The organism is Pseudoduganella sp. jia 12, assembly GCF_055502675.1.
This window is the reverse complement of sequence record NZ_JBUXKP010000005.1, coordinates 410,649-428,939: the sequence shown is the minus strand read 5'-3', so window position 1 is coordinate 428,939 and position 18,291 is coordinate 410,649. Positions and strand designations below refer to the sequence as shown.

Below are 18,291 nucleotides of genomic sequence, written 5' to 3'. Positions count from 1 at the left end.
GCGATTTACAGCGTACGTGCCACTTCCTGAATTTCAAAGACTTCCAGGGTGTCGCCAACCTGGATATCGTTGTAGTTCTTCAGCGACAGGCCGCACTCGAGGCCGGCGCGCACTTCCTTCGCATCGTCCTTGAAGCGCTTGAGCGAGTCGATCTCGCCGGTCCACACCACGATGTTGTTGCGCAGCAGGCGAACCGACGAGGAACGCTTGACCACGCCATCGGTGACCAGGCAACCGGCGATCGCGCCAACCTTCGACACCAGGATGACCTGGCGGATTTCCACCTGGCCCGTGATGTGCTCGCGCTTCTCCGGTGCCAGCATGCCCGACATTGCCGCCTTCACCTCTTCGATCGCGTCGTAGATGATGTTGTAGTAGCGGATGTCCACGCCGTTGGTTTCGGCCAGCTTGCGCGCCTGTGCATCGGCACGGGCGTTGAAGCCGATGATGACCGCCTTCGAGGCCGTGGCCAGGTTGACGTCCGATTCCGTGATGCCGCCGACGGCCGCGTGCACGATCTGCACCCGCACTTCGGAGGTGGACAGCTTTTGCAGCGAGCCCACCAGCGCTTCCTGCGAACCCTGCACGTCGGTCTTGACGATCAGCGGCACGTTCTGCACTTCGCCTTCGGCCATCTGGTCGAACAGGTTCTCCAGCTTGGCGGCCTGCTGCTTGGCCAGCTTCACGTCGCGGAATTTACCCTGACGGAACAGGCCGATTTCACGCGCCTTGCGCTCGTCCGCCATCACCATCACTTCTTCGCCGGCGGCCGGCACTTCGGTCAGGCCCTGGATCTCGACCGGGATCGACGGACCGGCTTCGGCGATCGCCTTGCCGTTCTCGTCCAGCATCGCACGGACACGGCCATACGACGAACCGGCCAGCACCACGTCGCCACGCTTCAGCGTACCGGACTGCACCAGGATCGTGGCCACCGGGCCGCGGCCCTTGTCCAGGCGGGCTTCCACCACCAGGCCACGGGCCGGCGCGGTAACCGGCGCCTTCAGTTCCAGCACTTCGGCCTGCAGCAGCACGTTTTCCAGCAGCGTGTCGATGCCCTGGCCCGTTTTCGCGGACACTGCCACGAACGGCGACTCGCCGCCGTATTCTTCCGGCACCACGCCTTCGGTGATCAGTTCCTGCGTCACGCGCTCCAGGTTGCCGCCCGGTTTGTCGATCTTGTTGACCGCCACCACCAGCGGCACGCCGGCTGCTTTCGCGTGGGCGATCGCTTCCTTCGTCTGCGGCATCACGCCGTCGTCCGCCGCCACCACCAGGATGACGATGTCGGTCGCCTTGGCACCGCGGGCACGCATCGCCGTGAAGGCTTCGTGGCCCGGGGTATCCAGGAACGTGATCATGCCGCGCGGCGTATCGACGTGATAGGCGCCGATGTGCTGCGTGATGCCGCCGGCTTCGCCCGACGCGACCTTGGCGCGGCGGATGTAGTCCAGCAGCGACGTTTTACCGTGGTCGACGTGGCCCATGACGGTGACGACCGGTGCGCGCGACGTGGATTCGTAATGCGTCTGCTCGCCCTGGTCGGCCAGCAGCGCTTCCGGATCGTCCTCGGCGGCAGGGAATGCCTTGTGGCCCATTTCCTCGACGAGGATCATCGCCGTTTCCTGGTCCAGCACCTGGTTGATCGTGCACATCTGGCCCAGCTTCATCAGCTGCTTGATCACCTCGGAAGCCTTGACGGCCATCTTGTGCGCCAGTTCGGCCACGGTGATGGTTTCCGGCACGTACACTTCCTTGACGATCGCTTCCGTCGGTGCCTGGAAGTTCGATTCGCGGTCATCGTGGTGCGAGTTGCGGCCACGGCCGCCACGGCCGCCACCGGCACGCCAGCCATCGCGGCTGGCCGGCCCGGTGCTGGTGCCGCGGCCCTTGCCGCCGCCCGGCGCGCCGCGCTTCTTGGCGTCGTCGGACCAGGTGGACGACACGTTGGCCGACTTGATCGACTTGCGATCGCCCGGCTTTTTATCGTCTTTCTTGTCGGTGCTTGCCGGCGTGGTGGTGCCCGGCTTCTTGTCGGCCGGCTTGTGCAGCGTGCCAGCCGGCGCGGCCGGCTTGGCGGCCACGGGTGCCGGTTCCGGCGCCTTGATGACGCGGCGCGGCTGCGCCATCATGGCCTTGATCTGCGCCACTTCGTCGGCCACGGCCTTGCGGGCACGCTCGGTTGCCGCGGCACGTTCCGCAGCTTCCTTGGTTGCCTGCTCGGCCTTCTTCTTGGCTTCCTCGGCGTCGGCAGCGCGTTTCTTGTCGGCGGCTTCGGTATCGGCCTGCTTCTGCGCGTCGCGGGCACCGGCCTTCTCGGCGGCTACCTTCTCGGCCGCCGCTTTCGCGGCTTCCTCGTCGGCGCGGCGCTTGGCATCCGCTTCTGCAGCAGCGGTGGCCTTGGCTTGCGCTTCCTTCTCCGCGTCCAGGCGCGCCAGGGCTTCCTGCTTCTCGCGCAGGTCCGCTTCCTGGCGGGCGATCAGCTCGGCCTGGCGGCGTGCGTCTTCCTCGCGACGGGCGTTCTCGGCCTCGTCGACCACCGGCGCCGCCGGGGCGGGCGTGGTGGTCGCGGGCAGGTCGTCGCGCTGCACGAAGGTACGCTTCTTGCGCACTTCGACCTGGATCGTGCGGGTCTTGCCAGAGGCATCGGCCTGCTTGATCTCGTTGGTTTCCTTGCGCGTGACCGTGATTTTCTTCTTCTCTGATGCTCCAGCCGCGCCGTGCGTGCGGCGCAGGTGCTCCAGCAGCTTGTCCTTATCATCTTTCGACAATGGATCTGACGCCGAGCTCTTCTCGACGCCCGCGGAACGCAGCTGCGTCAGCAGCAGGTCTGCAGGCATCTTCAGTTCGGTGGCAAATTGGGCTACGTTGTTACTCGCCATTCAGTCCTCTTTTCTATGTGTCGCGTAGATGATAATTGTTAGCTCGGCTGCCGTGGTGTCCAGGGCGCTCAGGCCTTGGCCGCCTCGGCCACCGACCACGCCTTGGCCTGCAGGGCCTTGGCGCGATCGTCGTACTTGGAGTCGACCAGCTTCATTTCATCGTCGGTCACATCTTCAAATTCATTTTTAATCAGTTCACTTGCACGGTCCGTCGACAGCGCGAGGATGGCCCCGAACTCGTCGTATGCCAGGCCGGCGAACTGTTCCAGCGTCTTGATGCCCGCCAGGCCCAGTTTGCCCGCCGTGATGCGGTCCATGCCTTCCAGGCCGACCAGGCCTTCTTCCATGCCTTCCAGGCCTTCTTCCGAAGCGATCGCCTCCGTGACCAGCGCATCTCGTGCCCGGGTACGCAGTTCGTTGACGGTGTCTTCGTCGAAGGCTTCGATGTCCAGCATCTCGGAAATCGGCACGTAGGCGATTTCTTCCAGGCTGCTGAAACCTTCTTCGACCAGGATGTCGGCCACTTCCTGGTCCACATCGAGCTTCTCCATGAACAGCGAGCGAACCGCCGCCGTTTCCTGGGCTGCCTTGTCGGCCGATTCCTCGGCCGTCATGATGTTGATCTTCCAGCCGGTCAGCTCGGAAGCCAGGCGCACGTTCTGGCCGGAGCGGCCGATCGCGATCGCCAGGTTTTCCTCGTCGACGACGACGTCCATCGCGTGCTTGTCTTCATCGACCATGATCGACGACACGTTGGCCGGGGCCAGCGCGCCGATCACGAACTGCGCCGGGTCTTCGGACCACAGCACGATGTCCACGCGCTCGCCGCCCAGTTCACCGGTCACGGCCTGCACGCGCGAACCGCGCATGCCGACGCAGGTGCCGATCGGGTCGATGCGCTTGTCGGCCGTGTAGACGGCGATCTTGGCGCGCACGCCGGCATCGCGGGCGGCGGATTTAATTTCCAGCATGCCCTGCTCGATTTCCGGCACTTCCAGCTCGAACAGCTTCATGATGAATTCCGGCGCGGTGCGCGACAGGATCACCTGCGGGCCGCGCATGTTGCGGTCCACGCGCAGGATGTACGCACGCACGCGGTCGCCGATGCGCAGGTTTTCCTTCGGGATCATCTGGTCGCGCGGCAGGCGGGCTTCGATCTTGCCGGATTCGACGATCGCATCGCCACGTTCCATGCGCTTGATCGTGCCGGTCACCAGCGCATCGCCGCGCTCGAGGAAGTCTTGCAGGATCTGTTCGCGTTCGGCATCGCGCACGCGCTGCAGCACTACCTGCTTGGTGTCCTGCGCGAAGCGGCGGCCGAACTCCACGGATTCGATCGGCTCTTCGATGTATTCGTCGACTTCGATATCGGGGATCTGTTCCTTGGCTTCGAACAGCAGCACTTCCTGGTCGGGCAGCTGCAGGCCGGCTTCGTCGGGCACCACGTGCCAGCGGCGGAAGGATTCGAATTCGCCGGAATCGCGGTCGATCGAAACGCGGATGTCGACTTCACCTTCATAGCGTTTCTTCGTGGCCTGCGCCAATGCGAATTCGAGCGCGCCGAATACCACGTCCTTGTCGACGTTTTTCTCGCGCGCAAGCGCGTCCACCAATAACAAAACTTCGCGACTCATGCTTTGCGGCTCCTAAAATCCACCTGCGGCACCAAACGTGCCTTATCCATGTCTGCGAGCGTGAAATTCAGCACCGCAGGACCATCTTTACTTTCAAATTCGATTCCCAGCTGGTCACCCTCGGGTGCCTGCAGGATGCCCTGGTAGGACTTGCGGTTGGCGGTGCCAGGCAGTGCCATGCGCAGCTTGACGATGGCCTCGAGGCCGGCGAAGCGTTCGAAGTCGGACAGCTTGCGCAGCGGCCGGTCGAGGCCCGGCGACGAAATCTCGAGCCGCTCGTAGGACACGTTTTCCACTGTCAGCACGTGCGACAGCTGGTGGCTCACCGTGGCGCAGTCTTCTACCGTGATCGGGCCCTTTTCCTCTGCGTCCGCAGGGAGGAAATCGATGTACACGCGCAGCAGGCCGCGCTCGGCCCGTTCGAAATCGACCAGGTCATAGCCGAGACCCGCGACGGTCTTCTCAATCAGTTCCGGCAGTTGCAAAGGAAAATCTCCAGATCGGGGTCGTGCGCATGCGCGCCGCGGACCCATAATATTCAGCTTACGTATTCAGTTCACTTCTCACTCACGCGCTGCATACTCGCTGCATACTTTTCGTGAGCAAAAAAAAAATGGGCAACTGCCCATCTTCTTGTACTACCAGCCAGATGAAAGCATCTTCGAGGAAACCATCCCCTTCCAAGGAAATAATCCTTGTGAAGAACTTTTACTAGGCCGCTTATTATAACGGCATATCCATTCCGCTGCAATGCCGCATAGGCGAAGCGGACGCCGTTACAACAGAGTCAAGGTTGGTTTTTTATACTGCCGAGTAGCAGCAAACCGCGGAGGACAGGCAAGCTGTGGCGTTAAGACAACGCCACCAACTTGTAGAAATCCGATATGTAGACGATCTACGGGAATTCAAGCTTTTAATCAGCCCTTCCGACGCCGCGGCATACCGTGATCGGTTGCACCGCCCCGTGGTTGTCCGCCACCGCGGCGCTGCGACTGGCCGCCGAAGCCGAACGTGGTTTGCAGCGGGTCCGGCTGGCGCGGGCCGCGGGCCTTGCCCTGCTGCGGACGGCCGCTGGTCTGCTCGCCGAAGGCCGGGCGACCGCTGCCGCCACCCGCACCGGCGGGACCGCGACCGGGACGACCGCCGCCACCGACTCCGAAGTAGCTGCCGGCGCCCTGGCCACCCGGGCGGCCGCCACGCGGCGACTGCGGGAACGGATCGGCGTTCTTGTTGGAAACATCCATCCGGTTGAAGTTCGGCTCGCTGTCGCGCTCGCGATCACGGCCGCCGCCACGCTTTTCACCGCCACGCTCGCCGACATTGCCGCGCTCGTTACCATTGCGCTCGCCGTTACCCTTGCGCTCGCCGGCATGGCGTTGGTTACCCTGACGTTCGCCACCGTTACGCTCATTGCCCTGACGTTCGCCGCCATGACGTTCGTTACCATTACGTTCGTTGCCATTGCGCTCGCCCGCCTGGCCGGCTTTCTGCTCGCCGCCGGCCGCCTTCTTCTCGACACCCACGAACGCCATCAGGTCGCGCACGGTGTTCTCTTCCATCTCTTCCCAGCGGCCGCGCTTCAGGTTCGACGGCAGCGTCAGCGCGCCATAACGGGTGCGGATCAGGCGCGACACGGTCAGGCCCACGGCTTCGAACATGCGGCGCACTTCGCGGTTGCGGCCTTCGCCGATCACCACGCGGTACCACTTGTTGACACCTTCGCCACCGCCATCGGCGATCTTCGAGAACTGCGCCAGGCCGTCTTCCAGCTCCACGCCGGCCAGCAGCTTCTGGCGCATGCCTTCTTCCAGCTCGCCCAGCGTGCGCACGGCATATTCGCGGTCGATGTTGTAACGCGGGTGCATCAGGCGGTTCGCCAGGTCGCCGGACGTGGTGAACAGCAGCAGGCCTTCGGTATTGAAGTCCAGGCGGCCCACGGCCAGCCACTTGCCGACCTTCATCTGCGGCAGGCGGTCGAACACGGACGGGCGGCCGTCCGGATCGTCGTGCGACACGATTTCGCCGGCCGGCTTGTGGTACACGAGCACGCGCGGCGGTTTCTTGCTGACTTTACGCTGGATCAGCTTGCCGTTGATGCGCACGGCATCGGTCGGCAGGATGCGCTGGCCGATATGGGCAGGCTCGCCGTTCACCGACACGCGGCCGGCCACGATCAGGTCTTCCATGTCGCGGCGCGAGCCCAGGCCCGCCTCGGCCAGCACCTTGTGCAGCTTCGGCGCGTCGTCGTCGGCCGTCAGGTCGCGGCGCACGGCCTTCGGCTGGCCCTTGCCGCGGGCGCCGTCTTCCTTGTCGAACGCCTCGGAGGTGACGAACGAGAACACCGCATCCGCGTCGTTCGGCTTGCCGGCGCCATTGCCGCGCTGGCCCTGGGCACCCCGGCCCTTGCCGCGCGCATTCTGCGCGTTGCGGTCGTTGCCGCGCGTGCCGTCGGCGCGCGCACCTTCCGCGCGGGGGCCGTCGACGCGAGGACCATCGGTGCGGCCGCCTTCACGGTTCGCATCGTTGCGGTTCCTGCCCTTGTTGCGGCCACCCTCGCGGCGCGCCGCGTCGGCGCGGGCTTCCGGGGAGGCTTCGGCCTGTGCCGACTCGGATACGGCGACCGGCTGTCCGGCCGGCTGTGCTTCGGCAACCGCCGGCTGGTGCTCGCCGGCCTGCTCGACCTGGCCGGCCGGCTCGCCCTGCTCCGCCTTCAGCGCCTCGCGCACGGCGCGCTGCTCGCGCATCTGGCGCGGACCGCGTGGCGCGCGGGGCTTTTTCGGCGCAGGCTCGGCTTCGACGGCCTCGGCGGCCGATTGCGCTACCGGCGCAACTTCGGCAGCCGGTGCGGCCGCGGCAGGCACCGCTTCCGCCTTCGGCTTGCGGGCACGGGGCTTTTTCACTGGTTCGGCGTCGCCTTCGGCGGGAGCCGCAGCGACCGGTGCGGCCGCGACGGGTTCCTGCGCAGGCTCGGCCTTCTTGCGGGTGCGCTTCGGCTTGGCCGGCGCTTCCGCCGCTTCGGCCTGGGCCGCAACAGGGGTCGCGGCCGGGGTTGCGGCAGCTGCCGCTTCTGCGGCGATCTGCGCCTTGGTGCGGCGCTTCGGCTTCACGGCCGGTTCAGCCGGCGTGCCGGTCTCGTTTGTGTTATCAGTGTTATTCATGCGTATGTTCTTGCGTGGGCTCAGCGTCAGGCGCCTGCACCGCGGGTGCGGATGCTTCCCCGGGCGCTACATTGTCAGTGACATCGGCGGCATGGGCCGCCTTCTCGAAATTCTCCTGCAGTGCGGCTTCGAGCATCTCGATCGAATTGGCGTTCTGCGTATCGCCGATTTGCTGCAGAGGCGGCAGCTGGGACAGCGACTGTAATCCCAGGTCGTCCAGGAAATGCCTGGTAGTGCCGAGAAGCGCCGGACGACCCGGCACGTCGCGGTGGCCGACGGTGTCGACCCAACCGCGCTCTTCCAGCATGCGGATCGTCTGCGAATTCACCGCCACGCCGCGAATCTCCTCGATATCGCCACGCGTGACGGGCTGGCGGTAAGCGATGATTGCCAGCGTTTCGAGCGTGGCCCGGGAATACTTCTGCGGCTTTTCCGGGTTCAGGCGATCCAGGTATTGCTTCATTTCGGGCCGGCTCTGGAAGCGCCAGCCGGACGACAGGCTGGCCAGCTCGATCCCCCTGCCCTGCCATGCCTGCCGCAACTCCTCGAGCATGCCGCGGATGTCAGCGTTACCAACGTTACCAACGCCATCGGCACCGACGCCGTCGGCCAATGGCCGGCCCGCATCGTCGACATCGACGAACAACCGCTTCAGGCTGTTCATCGACAACGGCTCGCGCGCGCATAGCAGTGCGGTTTCGAGGATTTTCTTCGCCTCAGCTGTATCCATATACCAACATGTGGTCGCCGTTCCGGCCGAACGAAACGCAAGCAATGAATAACTTCAACAAATATCAAGACTTGAATAATGGCCGGAAATGCCGGGGTGTGAGGCTTGCCCGGGGCGTCAGATCAAACAAGGGTCAACGATGGAGAGAAGTGTTTTCAATGCGCAGTAGCACAGGAGCGTATTGCCTTGCTGAACTGCCTGAAAAACTTGTCGGCCTTACCCGGAAGAGTTGCTGGGTCGGGTGGCGCCATTTCATCCAATGACGGGCATTGTACTCCATAAAATCGCGGGAAGTGCAATTTGCAGCTTCCTGCCGGAACAGCAAGCGCTTCGTGCGGCATGCCTGACCTCGATCAGGCCTGCCGGCATGCTGCGCCCACACCGGCAACGGCCTCAGTCGGCCAGCCGTTCGGCCAGGATCGCGGAAACGCCGATGAATGCCGGGTAGTCGGCGGTGATGACGAACGCGGGAATCGCCGCCAGGTACTGGCGGAAGCGGCCCTTGGCTTCGAACCGGGCACGGAACGCGGACCGGTCGAAACGCTCGCCCAGCTTCGGCACGATGCCGCCGCCGATATAGATGCCGCCCTGCGCGCCAAGCGTGACGGCCAGGTTGGCGGCGATCGTGCCGAGCATGCCGCAGAACGTTTCGATGGCCGCGTCGCACAGCGCGCAGTCGCCGGTCAGCGCACGGCGCGCGATCTCGGCCGGGGTCAGGGCTTCGGCCGGCAGTTGGCGCTGGTCGGCCAGCGCGCGGTAGATCAGTTCGATGCCGGCGCCGGACATCAGCCGTTCGGCGGACACGTGCTCGAATTCGCGCCAGGCGAACTGCAGGATCGCCACTTCGGTCTCGTTGACGGGCGAGAAGCTGACGTGGCCGCCCTCGGACAGCAGCGCCGTCCAGCCGGACGGCGACGGGATCAGGCCCGACACGCCCAGCCCGGTACCGGCGCCGATCAGGCCCAGCGGCGTGTCCGGCACGCCGGCGGCGCCGCCGACCTGGCGCTTGTGCTCGCCCAGGAACGGCAGCGACCGGGCCAGCGCCGTGAAGTCGTTGACGACGGCCAGCACCTCGAACCCGCACTCCTGGCGCATGGCCTCGATCGAGAATGCCCAGTGGTGGTTGGTCATCCGCACGTGATCGCCCGTGACCGGATTGGCGATCGCGATGGCGCCATGGCGCACCACGGGCGCGGCAGCCGCCACGTCCGGCAACGCCAGGTAGGCCCGCAATGCCGCCGCCAGCGTGGGATACTCCGCGCCAGGCAGCACATGGATGTGGCTCACCTGCCCCGGCGCCGATTCCAGCGCGAAGCGGGCATTCGTGCCGCCGACGTCGGCCAGCAGCCGGGGCCCGCCTGGAAATACGGATACGAGGGTCTGCTGCGCGGGAGTCGACATGGCGTTCATGGGCACGGGAGAAAAAGGTGAAGCCCAATGCTAGCGGATTTCTTGGCGAACGCGCAAGAGTTGGGTGTAGTTTGGGTACAAACTCTGCCGTACCTGTGGGGCCGACGCCAAAATAGCACGGTAGTATGACTACCTAACACCGGGGTCAGACCCCAATTTTAGGAAATATTTCCTGAAATTGGGGTCTGACCCCGGTTTCAGGCAATATCAGCGATGCCCGTCCACGGCGGGGAGCTGTTCGCCGACGACAACCGTTTCGCCGGCCCGGAACGCCGAGTTGTAGGCTTCTAGCCCGCCATGCAGTGGCCTGGCGAGCGTGTAGCCCTGGTCATGCAGCTGCTTGGCCACGCTGGCGGCGGTGACGTCGTTCGGGCAGCTGCAGTAGACGATGATGTGCCGGTCGCGCGGCAGTGCGCCGAGCAGGCCGGAGAGGTTGCCGTCCACCGGCAGCGCGCCGGGCACGGGCGGGTCGAGCTGGCGGGCGGTGGCGCTGCGGGCATCGACCATCACCGGGTCGTGTCCGGCATCGAGCAGGGCGCGCAGTTGCTCGACGTTGATGCGTTCGGTCTGCATCGCGCGCTGGAAGCGGCGCCGTTCGATGTACTTGAACAGCACGAACAGCGCCAGCAGCGTGCCCAGCACGGCAAGCGCGGTGCCGCCCATCGTCGACAGGATTTCCAGCACTTCGTCGATGTTTTCGTTGAAATACACGCCGATCAGGATGCCCGTCAGGCTCCACAGCAGGCCGCCCAGCAGGCTGAACGACAGGAACAGCGGCAGCCGCGTGCCCAGCGCACCGGCCATCGGCGGCGCGATCGTGTTGAAGCCGGGGATGAACTTGGCCACGATCATCGACTTCACGCCCCACTTCCTGAAATTGTCTTCCGTTTGGGAGACGCAATAGTCGGGCGAGAGGGAGATCCGGCACAGCACCTTCAGGATGCGCTTGCCATAGCGGCGCCCGGCGGTGAACCAGAACATGTCGGCCATCACGCAGCCGGCGAGGGCCACGGCCAGCACGCCGGCCAGCGGCGTGCCGCCGTTCATCGCCAGCGCCCCGGAGATGATCAGTACGGGATAGGCGGGAATCGGCGCCCCCATCTGCTCGACCAGGACGACGATGAAGACGATCAGCACGCCGTATTCCTGCAACAGATAGATCAAGTTCGCCATAGTGCCGCCATCTTACTCCACGCCACGGGGAAACGCCGACAACAAGCTGCGCGTATATGGATGCCGGGGGTTGCGATACAGCTCGTCGGCATCGGCGGTTTCGACGACCGCGCCGCCCTGCATCACCATCACGCGGTCCGACATGTATTTCACCACCGCGAGGTCGTGCGAAATGAAGATGTACGACAGGCCGAATTCATCCTGCAGGTCCTGCAGCAGGTTCAGCACCTGGGCCTGCACCGACACGTCCAGGGCCGATACCGATTCGTCGCAGACGAGGATTTCCGGCCGCATCGCCAGGCAGCGGGCAATGGCGATGCGCTGGCGCTGCCCGCCGGAAAATTCGTGCGGATAACGGTGCACCGCCTGCGCCGGCAAGCCCACGCGGTCCAGCAGGTCCATCGCCATCGCCATCCTTTGCGCGTCATCGGCGCCGATGCGGTGCAATCGCATCGGTTCGAGCAGGATCTGGCCGACCGTGAAGCGCGGGTTCAGCGATGCATACGGGTTCTGGAAGACGATCTGGATGCGCCGTTTGTACGGGTGGAACTCGCGGTCCGGCAGCGCCAGCAGGTCGCGCCCTTCGAACAGCGCGCTGCCGCCGGTGGCCCTGTGCAGCCGCAGCAGGGTCAGGCCCACCGTGGTCTTGCCGCAACCCGATTCGCCCACCACGCCCAGCGTTTTCCCGCGCGGCAGCTGGAACGACACGTCGTTCACGGCCCGGAATTCGCGCTTGCCGAACAGCCCTTCGCGGGTGAAGAAGCTTTTGCGCAAATTGCGCACGTCGAGGATGATGTCGTCTTCCGGTGCAACACCGCGCGTCCGCTGCGGCACCGCCTCGGCCAGCGCCCCCTGCTCCATGTAGTCGGCAATCACGGGCAGCCGCACCGGCCGCGAGTCCAGCGACGGCCGGCAATGCAGCAGCGCCCGCGTGTACAGGTCGCGCGGCGCGCCGAGCACCTGGGCCGCCGTACCCGTTTCGCGGATCTCGCCGTTGCGCATCACGATCACGTGGTCGGCGATCTCGCCCACCAGCCCCAGGTCGTGCGTGATGAACAGCATCGCCATGCCCCGCTCGCGCTGCAGGCGGCGCAGCAGCGCCACGATCTGCTTCTGCACCGTCACGTCCAGCGCGGTCGTCGGCTCGTCGGCGATCAGCAGCTTCGGCTCGCAGGCGATCGCCATGGCGATCATCACGCGCTGCTGCTGGCCGCCGGACAGTTGCCCCGGGTAGGCGTCGATCCGCCTGGCCGGATCGGGAATGCCCACTTCCTCGAGCAGGGCCAGCGTGCGCTCGCGCGCCTGGCGCCGGCCCATGCCCAGGTGCCGGCGCAGCACCTCGCCGACCTGGAAGCCCACGGTGAATACCGGGTTCAGCGACGACATCGGTTCCTGGAAGATCATCGCGATGTCGCGGCCGCACAGCGCGCGGCGCTCGCCGGCGGGCAGGTGCAGCACGTCGTGGCCATCGAAGCGGATGCTGCTGTCCGGATCGATCACCGTGGTGTCGGGCGGCAGCAGGCCCATCACGGCCAGCGAGCTCACCGACTTGCCGCTGCCCGATTCGCCCACCAGCGCCACGGTGGCATGCTGCGGCACGTCGAACGAGATGCCCTTGACGGCTGCCACGGTATGGCGCTTGTCCACCCGGAAGGCGATGCGCAGGCCGCGCACCTGCAGCAACGGTTCGTCGATCATTGCCTGTTTCACTGTTTCACCTTCGGATCGAGCGCGTCGCGCAGCGCATCGGCGAACAGGGAAAACGCCGTGACCAGCACCGCCATCGCCGTGGCGGCGGCGGCCAGCTGCCACCATTTGCCCAGCAACAGCTCATTTTGCGCCTCGTTCAGCATGGAACCCCACGACACCACGCCGGCGGGCACGCCGAAGCCGAGGAAGGACAGGATCACTTCGGCCTTGATGAAGCCCACGACCAGGATCGATACCTGCACCAGCGCCACATGGCTCACGTTCGGGAAGATGTGCACGAACATGCGGCGCCATGCGGAAGCGCCGATCGCGTCGGCCGCCAGCACGTATTCGCGCGCCTTGTGCCGGATGTATTCGGCGCGCACCAGCCGGTACGGCCCCGTCCAGCCGGTCAGCCCCAGGATCAGCACGATGGTGGCCACGCCCTTCACCTGCAGCACGGCGGCCACCGCCAGGATCATCAGGATCGACGGGATCGACGCGAATACGCTGTACAGCCATTCGAACAGGTCGTCGGCGATGCCGCCCGAATAGCCGGCCAGCGCGCCGAAGAACGTGCCGAGGCCCACCGCGACGAAGGCCGCCACCAGGCCGACGACGATCGACGTTTCGGCACCCTTGACCGTTTTCTTCAGGATGTCGTGGCCCCACTTGTCGGCGCCGAACGGCAGCGTGGCCCGGCGTTCGGGCGCCGCCCCGCCTTGCGGCAGCGTGGCACGCAGCGCCGCGATGTCGGCGGCCAGCGGGTCGAACGGATTGTCGCGCGCCGCGGGCGCGGACAGGGAGGATGGAACAGCGGGGCCTGCCGGATGAGCCTTGTCATTCGCCGCCGCGCCCAGGAACGATGGCGGCGCGTAGTTCACGCCCACCTCCTCTTCCCAGTCGCCGGCGATCCAGCCCGCGGCCGACAGCGCCACGAGCACCAGCCAGCCGGCGACGACCGCCAGCGCCGCCATCGCCAGCCGGTCGGCACGCAGGCGCCGCCACGCAAGCGTCCACAGGCCCGCCGGGGCGGCGTGGAACTCCGTCATGCCGGCTGCACCCGCGGGTCGACGAACCGGTACAGCACGTCCGTCAGCAGGTTGAACACCATCGTGGCGGCGGCCACCATCACGGTAATCGCCTTGATGACGGGGAAGTCGCTGCGCTCCACGGCCAGGATCACTTCGCGGCCGATGCCGGGAATGCCGAAGAAGCGCTCCAGCAGGAACGCGCCGATCAGCAGTGCCGGCAGGCTGGCCATCACGTGCGTGATGATCGGGATCGCGGCGTTGCGCAGCACGTGCACCCACATCACGCGCCGCTCCGGCAGGCCCTTGGCGCGCGCCGTGCGCACGTAATCCTGGTTCGCTTCGTCGAGCACGAAGCTGCGGTACAGCCGCAGCGTGGGCGCCACGGAAACGGCCAGGCCGATCAGGATCGGCAGCGGCGCATAGCGCAGCAGGTTGTCCGCCACGCCGTCTCCCCAGCCCTGCACCGGGAACCACCCCAGGCGGTAGGCCAGGCCGTACTGGAACACGATGATGTAGACAAGGATCGATACCGACATGGCCGCCGTGCAGGCCACCATCACGGCGCGATCGGTCAGCGAACCGCGCACGAAGGCGATCGCCAGCGCCAGCGCGATGCCGATCGCCGTTTCCAGGATCGTCAGCGGCACGAGCACCGTCAGCGACGGCCCCAGTCGGGAAGCGATGACGTGGCCGACGTCCTCGCCGGTGGCCCAGCTCTGGCCGAAGTCGAACGTGGCGACCTGCTTCATGAAGATCAGCAGCTGCACGGGCCACGGTTCGTCGACACCGAGCTGGCGGCGGATATTGGCGATGGCTTCCGCGCTCGACATCTTCCCGGCCAGCACGTAGGCCGGGTCGCCGCCCACCCAGTTGAACAGCACGAACACCAGCAGCACTACGCCGAGCATCGTCGGCAGCATCTGCCACAGGCGGCGCAGGACGAATCGGAGCATGGGCGGCCAGGAAGATGAAAAGCACACGATAGCGCAAAACCTTGCGGTACGGCAGTTTGATGCTTTTGCAAAATAAAGTTGCTTCATCAAAAGTTATGCAGAGAAGTGTATCAATTCGTCCACATCCGCGAAGTTGCCATTTATTTCATAATCAAAGTTCAATATCGCCGAAGATCAGCACAGAAGATGGGCAAGTCAGCAAAATTGTCGAGATTTCCCTGTCGCGCAGATCGCATTGGCATGCCGGCATACATTTGAGGGCATTCACCGCGACAACTTTTTGTTTGACCGTTGTGAAGCCGGGGTGATTACATGCAGCCTCAAGGAAGCACCGCGCTTCCTGGACACGAGCAACGGACACGCACACAACGCAGCCTTTGTAGCTCATCAGAAATTATTAGTGGAGGTAGTACCCATGGTAGAGAAAATGATGGCACGTTCGGTTCGCCTGTTATTCACGGGCGGCCTGATGGCCACGCTGGGCATGGCAGGCACGGCCGCGGCCCAGGACAACACGAACATGCAGCGCGTCGAGATCACCGGTTCGAGCATCAAGCGCGCGACCGCGGAAACCGCATCGCCGGTGCAGGTGATCGGCCGCGAAGAACTGCTGCGCTCGGGCAAGGCCACGGTCTCCGAGTACCTGCAGACGCTGACCGTCGACGGCGCCGGTTCGCTGCCGACCGGTTTCGGCAACGGCTTCGCCGCCGGTTCCACCGCGATCTCGCTGCGCGGCCTGGGCGCCACCTCCACGCTGGTGCTGCTGAACGGCCGCCGCATGGCGCCGTTCGCGCGCGCCGACGACGGCCAGAAGAGCTTTACCGACCTGTCCACCGTGCCGATGCAGATCGTCGAGCGCATCGAGATTCTGAAAGATGGCGCATCGTCCACCTACGGCGCCGACGCGATCGCCGGCGTGGTCAACATCATCCTGCGCAAGGACGTGCAAGGCCTGGAATTCAAGGCCGACACGGGCTGGTCGCGCTATGACGACGGCAAGCAGAACAAGGCTTCGGTCACGTTCGGCAAGGGCGACCTGGACGAAGACAAGTACAACTGGGTGGTCAACGCCGAGTACATGCAGTCCGACCGCATCAAGAACAGCGACCGCAAGGACCGCGCCTACATCGGCAGCGGCGATCTGCGTCCGTATGGCTTCCCGATCGGCACGCAATTCGCCGGCGGCTACATCAACGGCACCAACAGCGTCAGCCCGTCGCCGACCGGCATGGTGCGCGACCCGGTCACCACGAACTACACGAACCTGCCTGGCTGCGCGGGCATCTCGGCCACCACGAACCAGGCCGGCGCGAACGGCGGCTGCCTGTACTACGTCGACCAGTGGCGCGACATGCAGCCGGAGATCGAGTCGCTGAACCTGTACACGAAGGGCACGCTGCAGATCAACGAAGCGACCCAGGCCTACGTGGAACTGGGCTACTCGAAGCGCTCGACCGCCTTCATGATGACGCCGCCGTCGGTCACCCCGACCGTGGCCTTCCCGCCGAACGCGCAAACGCCGCAGGGCTTCATCAACTACGGCAATGCCAACCTGATGTCGGCCCTGCACCCACAGAATCCGTTCGGCGCCAACGCCCGGATGCGCTACATCGCCACCGACATCGGCCCGTCCGAGCGCCGTGCCGACAACGAATTCCGCCGCTTCGTCGTGGGCGTGAAAGGTTCGCTGGCAGGCTGGGACTACGACACCGGCTTCACCTATTCCGATTCCAAGCTGGACCTGGAATACACGAACATGCTGAACATGAACGTGGTCACCCAGGCGCTGAGCAATCCGGCTTCGCAGTACTTCCCGTACTACATCGGCGACCAGGCCTTCCGCAACCCGGCCTCGCTGTACCAGGCCATGGTGGTCGATGCGCTGTCGCACTCGAAGACCAGCCTGTCGGTCATCGACTTCAAGGCATCGCGCGAACTGCCGATCGCCCTGCCGGGCGGTAACATCGGCCTGGCGATCGGCGCCGAGCACCGCCGCGAGAAGGTGTCGAACCCGTCGCTGGCCGGTTCCGAGAACGGCTCGATCAACTCGTCGTACGTGGCTGCGTTCGGCGATTCGAAAGTGTCCGCCGTCTACGCCGAGATCCTGGCTCCGCTGCTGAAATCGCTCGAACTGTCCGCCGCCGTCCGCTACGACAAGTACGACAACTTCAACTCCACGACGCCGAAGGTCGGCCTGAAGTGGACGCCACTGCGCACGTTCGCCCTGCGTGGCACGTACACGGAAGGCTTCCGCGCACCGGGCGCCGCCGAAGGCAGCTCGTCGTCGCAGTCGACCGGCACGTCCACCGTGCGCGATCCGATCCGCTGCCCGAACGGCCCGGCCGCCGGCGGCGCCACGGCCACCGACTGCGCGATTCCGGTCGCCGCCGTCAAGGTCGGCGATCCGCGCCTGCAGCCGGAAACGTCGAAAGGCGTGACGCTGGGCATGGTGTGGGATCCGTTCGAAGGCACGTCCGTGGCACTGGACGGCTGGAAGATCAAGCGTGAAAACGAGATCAACCCGCTGCCGTACAACGAAGCGGCTGCCCTGCCGACCGCGATCCGCAACGACAACAACCTGGTGCAGAACGGCCAGGTGATCCCGAACTCGGGCACGCTGATCCTGACGCAGGCACCGTACCGCAACTCCAGCTTCACGGAAGTCTCGGGCGTGGATCTGGATGTCAAGCAGCGCCTGCGCCTGGGCGACTACGGCCGCGCCACGCTGGGTATGGTGATCACGCACGTGGCATCGTGGAAGCGCCAGGAGTCGGCAACGACCGCGTACCAGTACGCCGGCACGCACGGCAACTGCGACACGTCGAACTGCGCCGGCACGCCGAAGAACAAGGTCAACCTGTCCGCCACGTGGGACATCGCCGCGTTCAACTTCAACGCCAACCTGAACTGGCGCGACAAGATGGACAACGTGCTGTTCGTCGGCGACGCGTGCGCGTCCACGCTGGCCAACGGCCAGCCGGGCACGAAGGATTGCGAAATCGCTTCGTTCACGACGCTGGACCTGTCGACCCGCTACAACGTGAGCAAGAACTTTACGCTGTACGCCTCGGTGAACAACGCGTTCGACAAGATCGCCCCGCTCGATCCGCTGACCTACGGCGGCATCAGCTACAACCCGATGGATGCATCGGGCGCGGTTGGCCGTTACTTCAAGATCGGCGCGAGCTACAAGTTCTTCTAAGCTGACGTTTCGGCGACATGCAAAGCGGCCCTCACGGGCCGCTTTTTTTTTCGCCGTTGGTGTGCACCTGCATGCCGATTCCGTTGCATCCCCCTGAAAGCAAAGGTCGGGGTCAGACCCCGGCTTTCTGCTTGGGTTCAACAACGGGGCGCCCCCGAATTTTTAATCAGTTACGTTGTGCGTATCCCACACTCCGCATAGATGAATTGTTCATTTTCATAGCTACCAGGACTTTTCGGAGACTGTGTCCATTTGGTCCATTCTTGGCAGTACCTCGTCACTTTTGCTGACATCCACCGAACAAAAATTGACAACAGGCACGTTTTGATGGTTTGATACGCACCCCCGTGATTATTTGTGAGAATCGCGGGGGCTAGTGGTCACTGTATAACAGTTACTTCCAGTTGCAGCGTGGGCTGCGCCGGC

General features: G+C 64.9%; 12 protein-coding genes. 1 reads left to right on the top strand and 11 read right to left on the bottom strand.

Annotated features, from left to right (window positions below):
* Window positions 1-5: 5 nt before the first annotated feature.
* From infB to ACY65G_RS13920, 11 genes are all read right to left on the bottom strand, one after another.
* The gene (gene infB, locus ACY65G_RS13970) at window positions 6-2,882 is read right to left on the bottom strand and encodes a translation initiation factor IF-2 (RefSeq protein WP_464997957.1); all 2,877 of its coding nucleotides are present in this window, start codon (window positions 2,880-2,882) and stop codon (window positions 6-8) included.
* Between the two features lie 68 nt (window positions 2,883-2,950).
* Complete coding sequence (nusA, locus tag ACY65G_RS13965; protein WP_464997956.1) at window positions 2,951-4,516, bottom strand: transcription termination factor NusA; 1,566 nt, start codon at window positions 4,514-4,516, stop codon at window positions 2,951-2,953.
* Complete coding sequence (rimP, locus tag ACY65G_RS13960; protein ID WP_464997955.1) at window positions 4,513-5,001, bottom strand: ribosome maturation factor RimP; 489 nt, start codon at window positions 4,999-5,001, stop codon at window positions 4,513-4,515. The genes nusA and rimP overlap by 4 nt, the downstream gene beginning before the upstream one ends.
* Before the next feature lie 432 nt (window positions 5,002-5,433).
* Entirely contained in the window at window positions 5,434-7,674 is a 2,241-nt protein-coding gene (gene rluB / locus ACY65G_RS13955; protein ID WP_464997954.1) for a 23S rRNA pseudouridine(2605) synthase RluB, read from the bottom strand.
* Window positions 7,667-8,404 carry an SMC-Scp complex subunit ScpB gene (gene scpB / locus ACY65G_RS13950; RefSeq protein WP_464998030.1) on the bottom strand — a complete coding sequence of 246 codons (738 nt, stop codon included), beginning with the start codon at window positions 8,402-8,404 and terminating at the stop codon, window positions 7,667-7,669. Before scpB ends, rluB begins: the two co-directional genes overlap by 8 nt.
* A gap of 393 nt (window positions 8,405-8,797) precedes the next feature.
* Window positions 8,798-9,814 (bottom strand): glucokinase, encoded by a 1,017-nt coding sequence (locus tag ACY65G_RS13945; RefSeq protein WP_464997953.1) that lies wholly within the window; start codon window positions 9,812-9,814, stop codon window positions 8,798-8,800.
* Between the two features lie 207 nt (window positions 9,815-10,021).
* Window positions 10,022-10,987: a VTT domain-containing protein gene (locus ACY65G_RS13940; protein WP_464997952.1), complete on the bottom strand. Its 966-nt coding sequence runs from the start codon at window positions 10,985-10,987 to the stop codon at window positions 10,022-10,024.
* Between the two features lie 12 nt (window positions 10,988-10,999).
* Window positions 11,000-12,685, bottom strand: a complete 1,686-nt coding sequence (locus tag ACY65G_RS13935) for an ABC transporter ATP-binding protein (RefSeq protein WP_464998029.1) — start codon at window positions 12,683-12,685, stop codon at window positions 11,000-11,002.
* Between the two features lie 8 nt (window positions 12,686-12,693).
* Window positions 12,694-13,728 carry an ABC transporter permease gene (locus ACY65G_RS13930; RefSeq protein ID WP_464997951.1) on the bottom strand — a complete coding sequence of 345 codons (1,035 nt, stop codon included), beginning with the start codon at window positions 13,726-13,728 and terminating at the stop codon, window positions 12,694-12,696.
* Window positions 13,725-14,663, bottom strand: a complete 939-nt coding sequence (locus tag ACY65G_RS13925) for an ABC transporter permease (RefSeq protein WP_464997950.1) — start codon at window positions 14,661-14,663, stop codon at window positions 13,725-13,727. Before ACY65G_RS13925 ends, ACY65G_RS13930 begins: the two co-directional genes overlap by 4 nt.
* A 151-nt stretch (window positions 14,664-14,814) precedes the next feature.
* Window positions 14,815-15,051, bottom strand: coding sequence for a hypothetical protein (locus ACY65G_RS13920; RefSeq protein WP_464997949.1), 237 nt, complete (start codon window positions 15,049-15,051; stop codon window positions 14,815-14,817).
* A gap of 39 nt (window positions 15,052-15,090) precedes the next feature.
* Between ACY65G_RS13920 and ACY65G_RS13915 the strand changes: the two genes are divergently transcribed.
* The gene (locus ACY65G_RS13915; RefSeq protein WP_464997948.1) at window positions 15,091-17,865 is read left to right on the top strand and encodes a TonB-dependent receptor; all 2,775 of its coding nucleotides are present in this window, start codon (window positions 15,091-15,093) and stop codon (window positions 17,863-17,865) included.
* Window positions 17,866-18,291 lie beyond the last annotated feature (426 nt).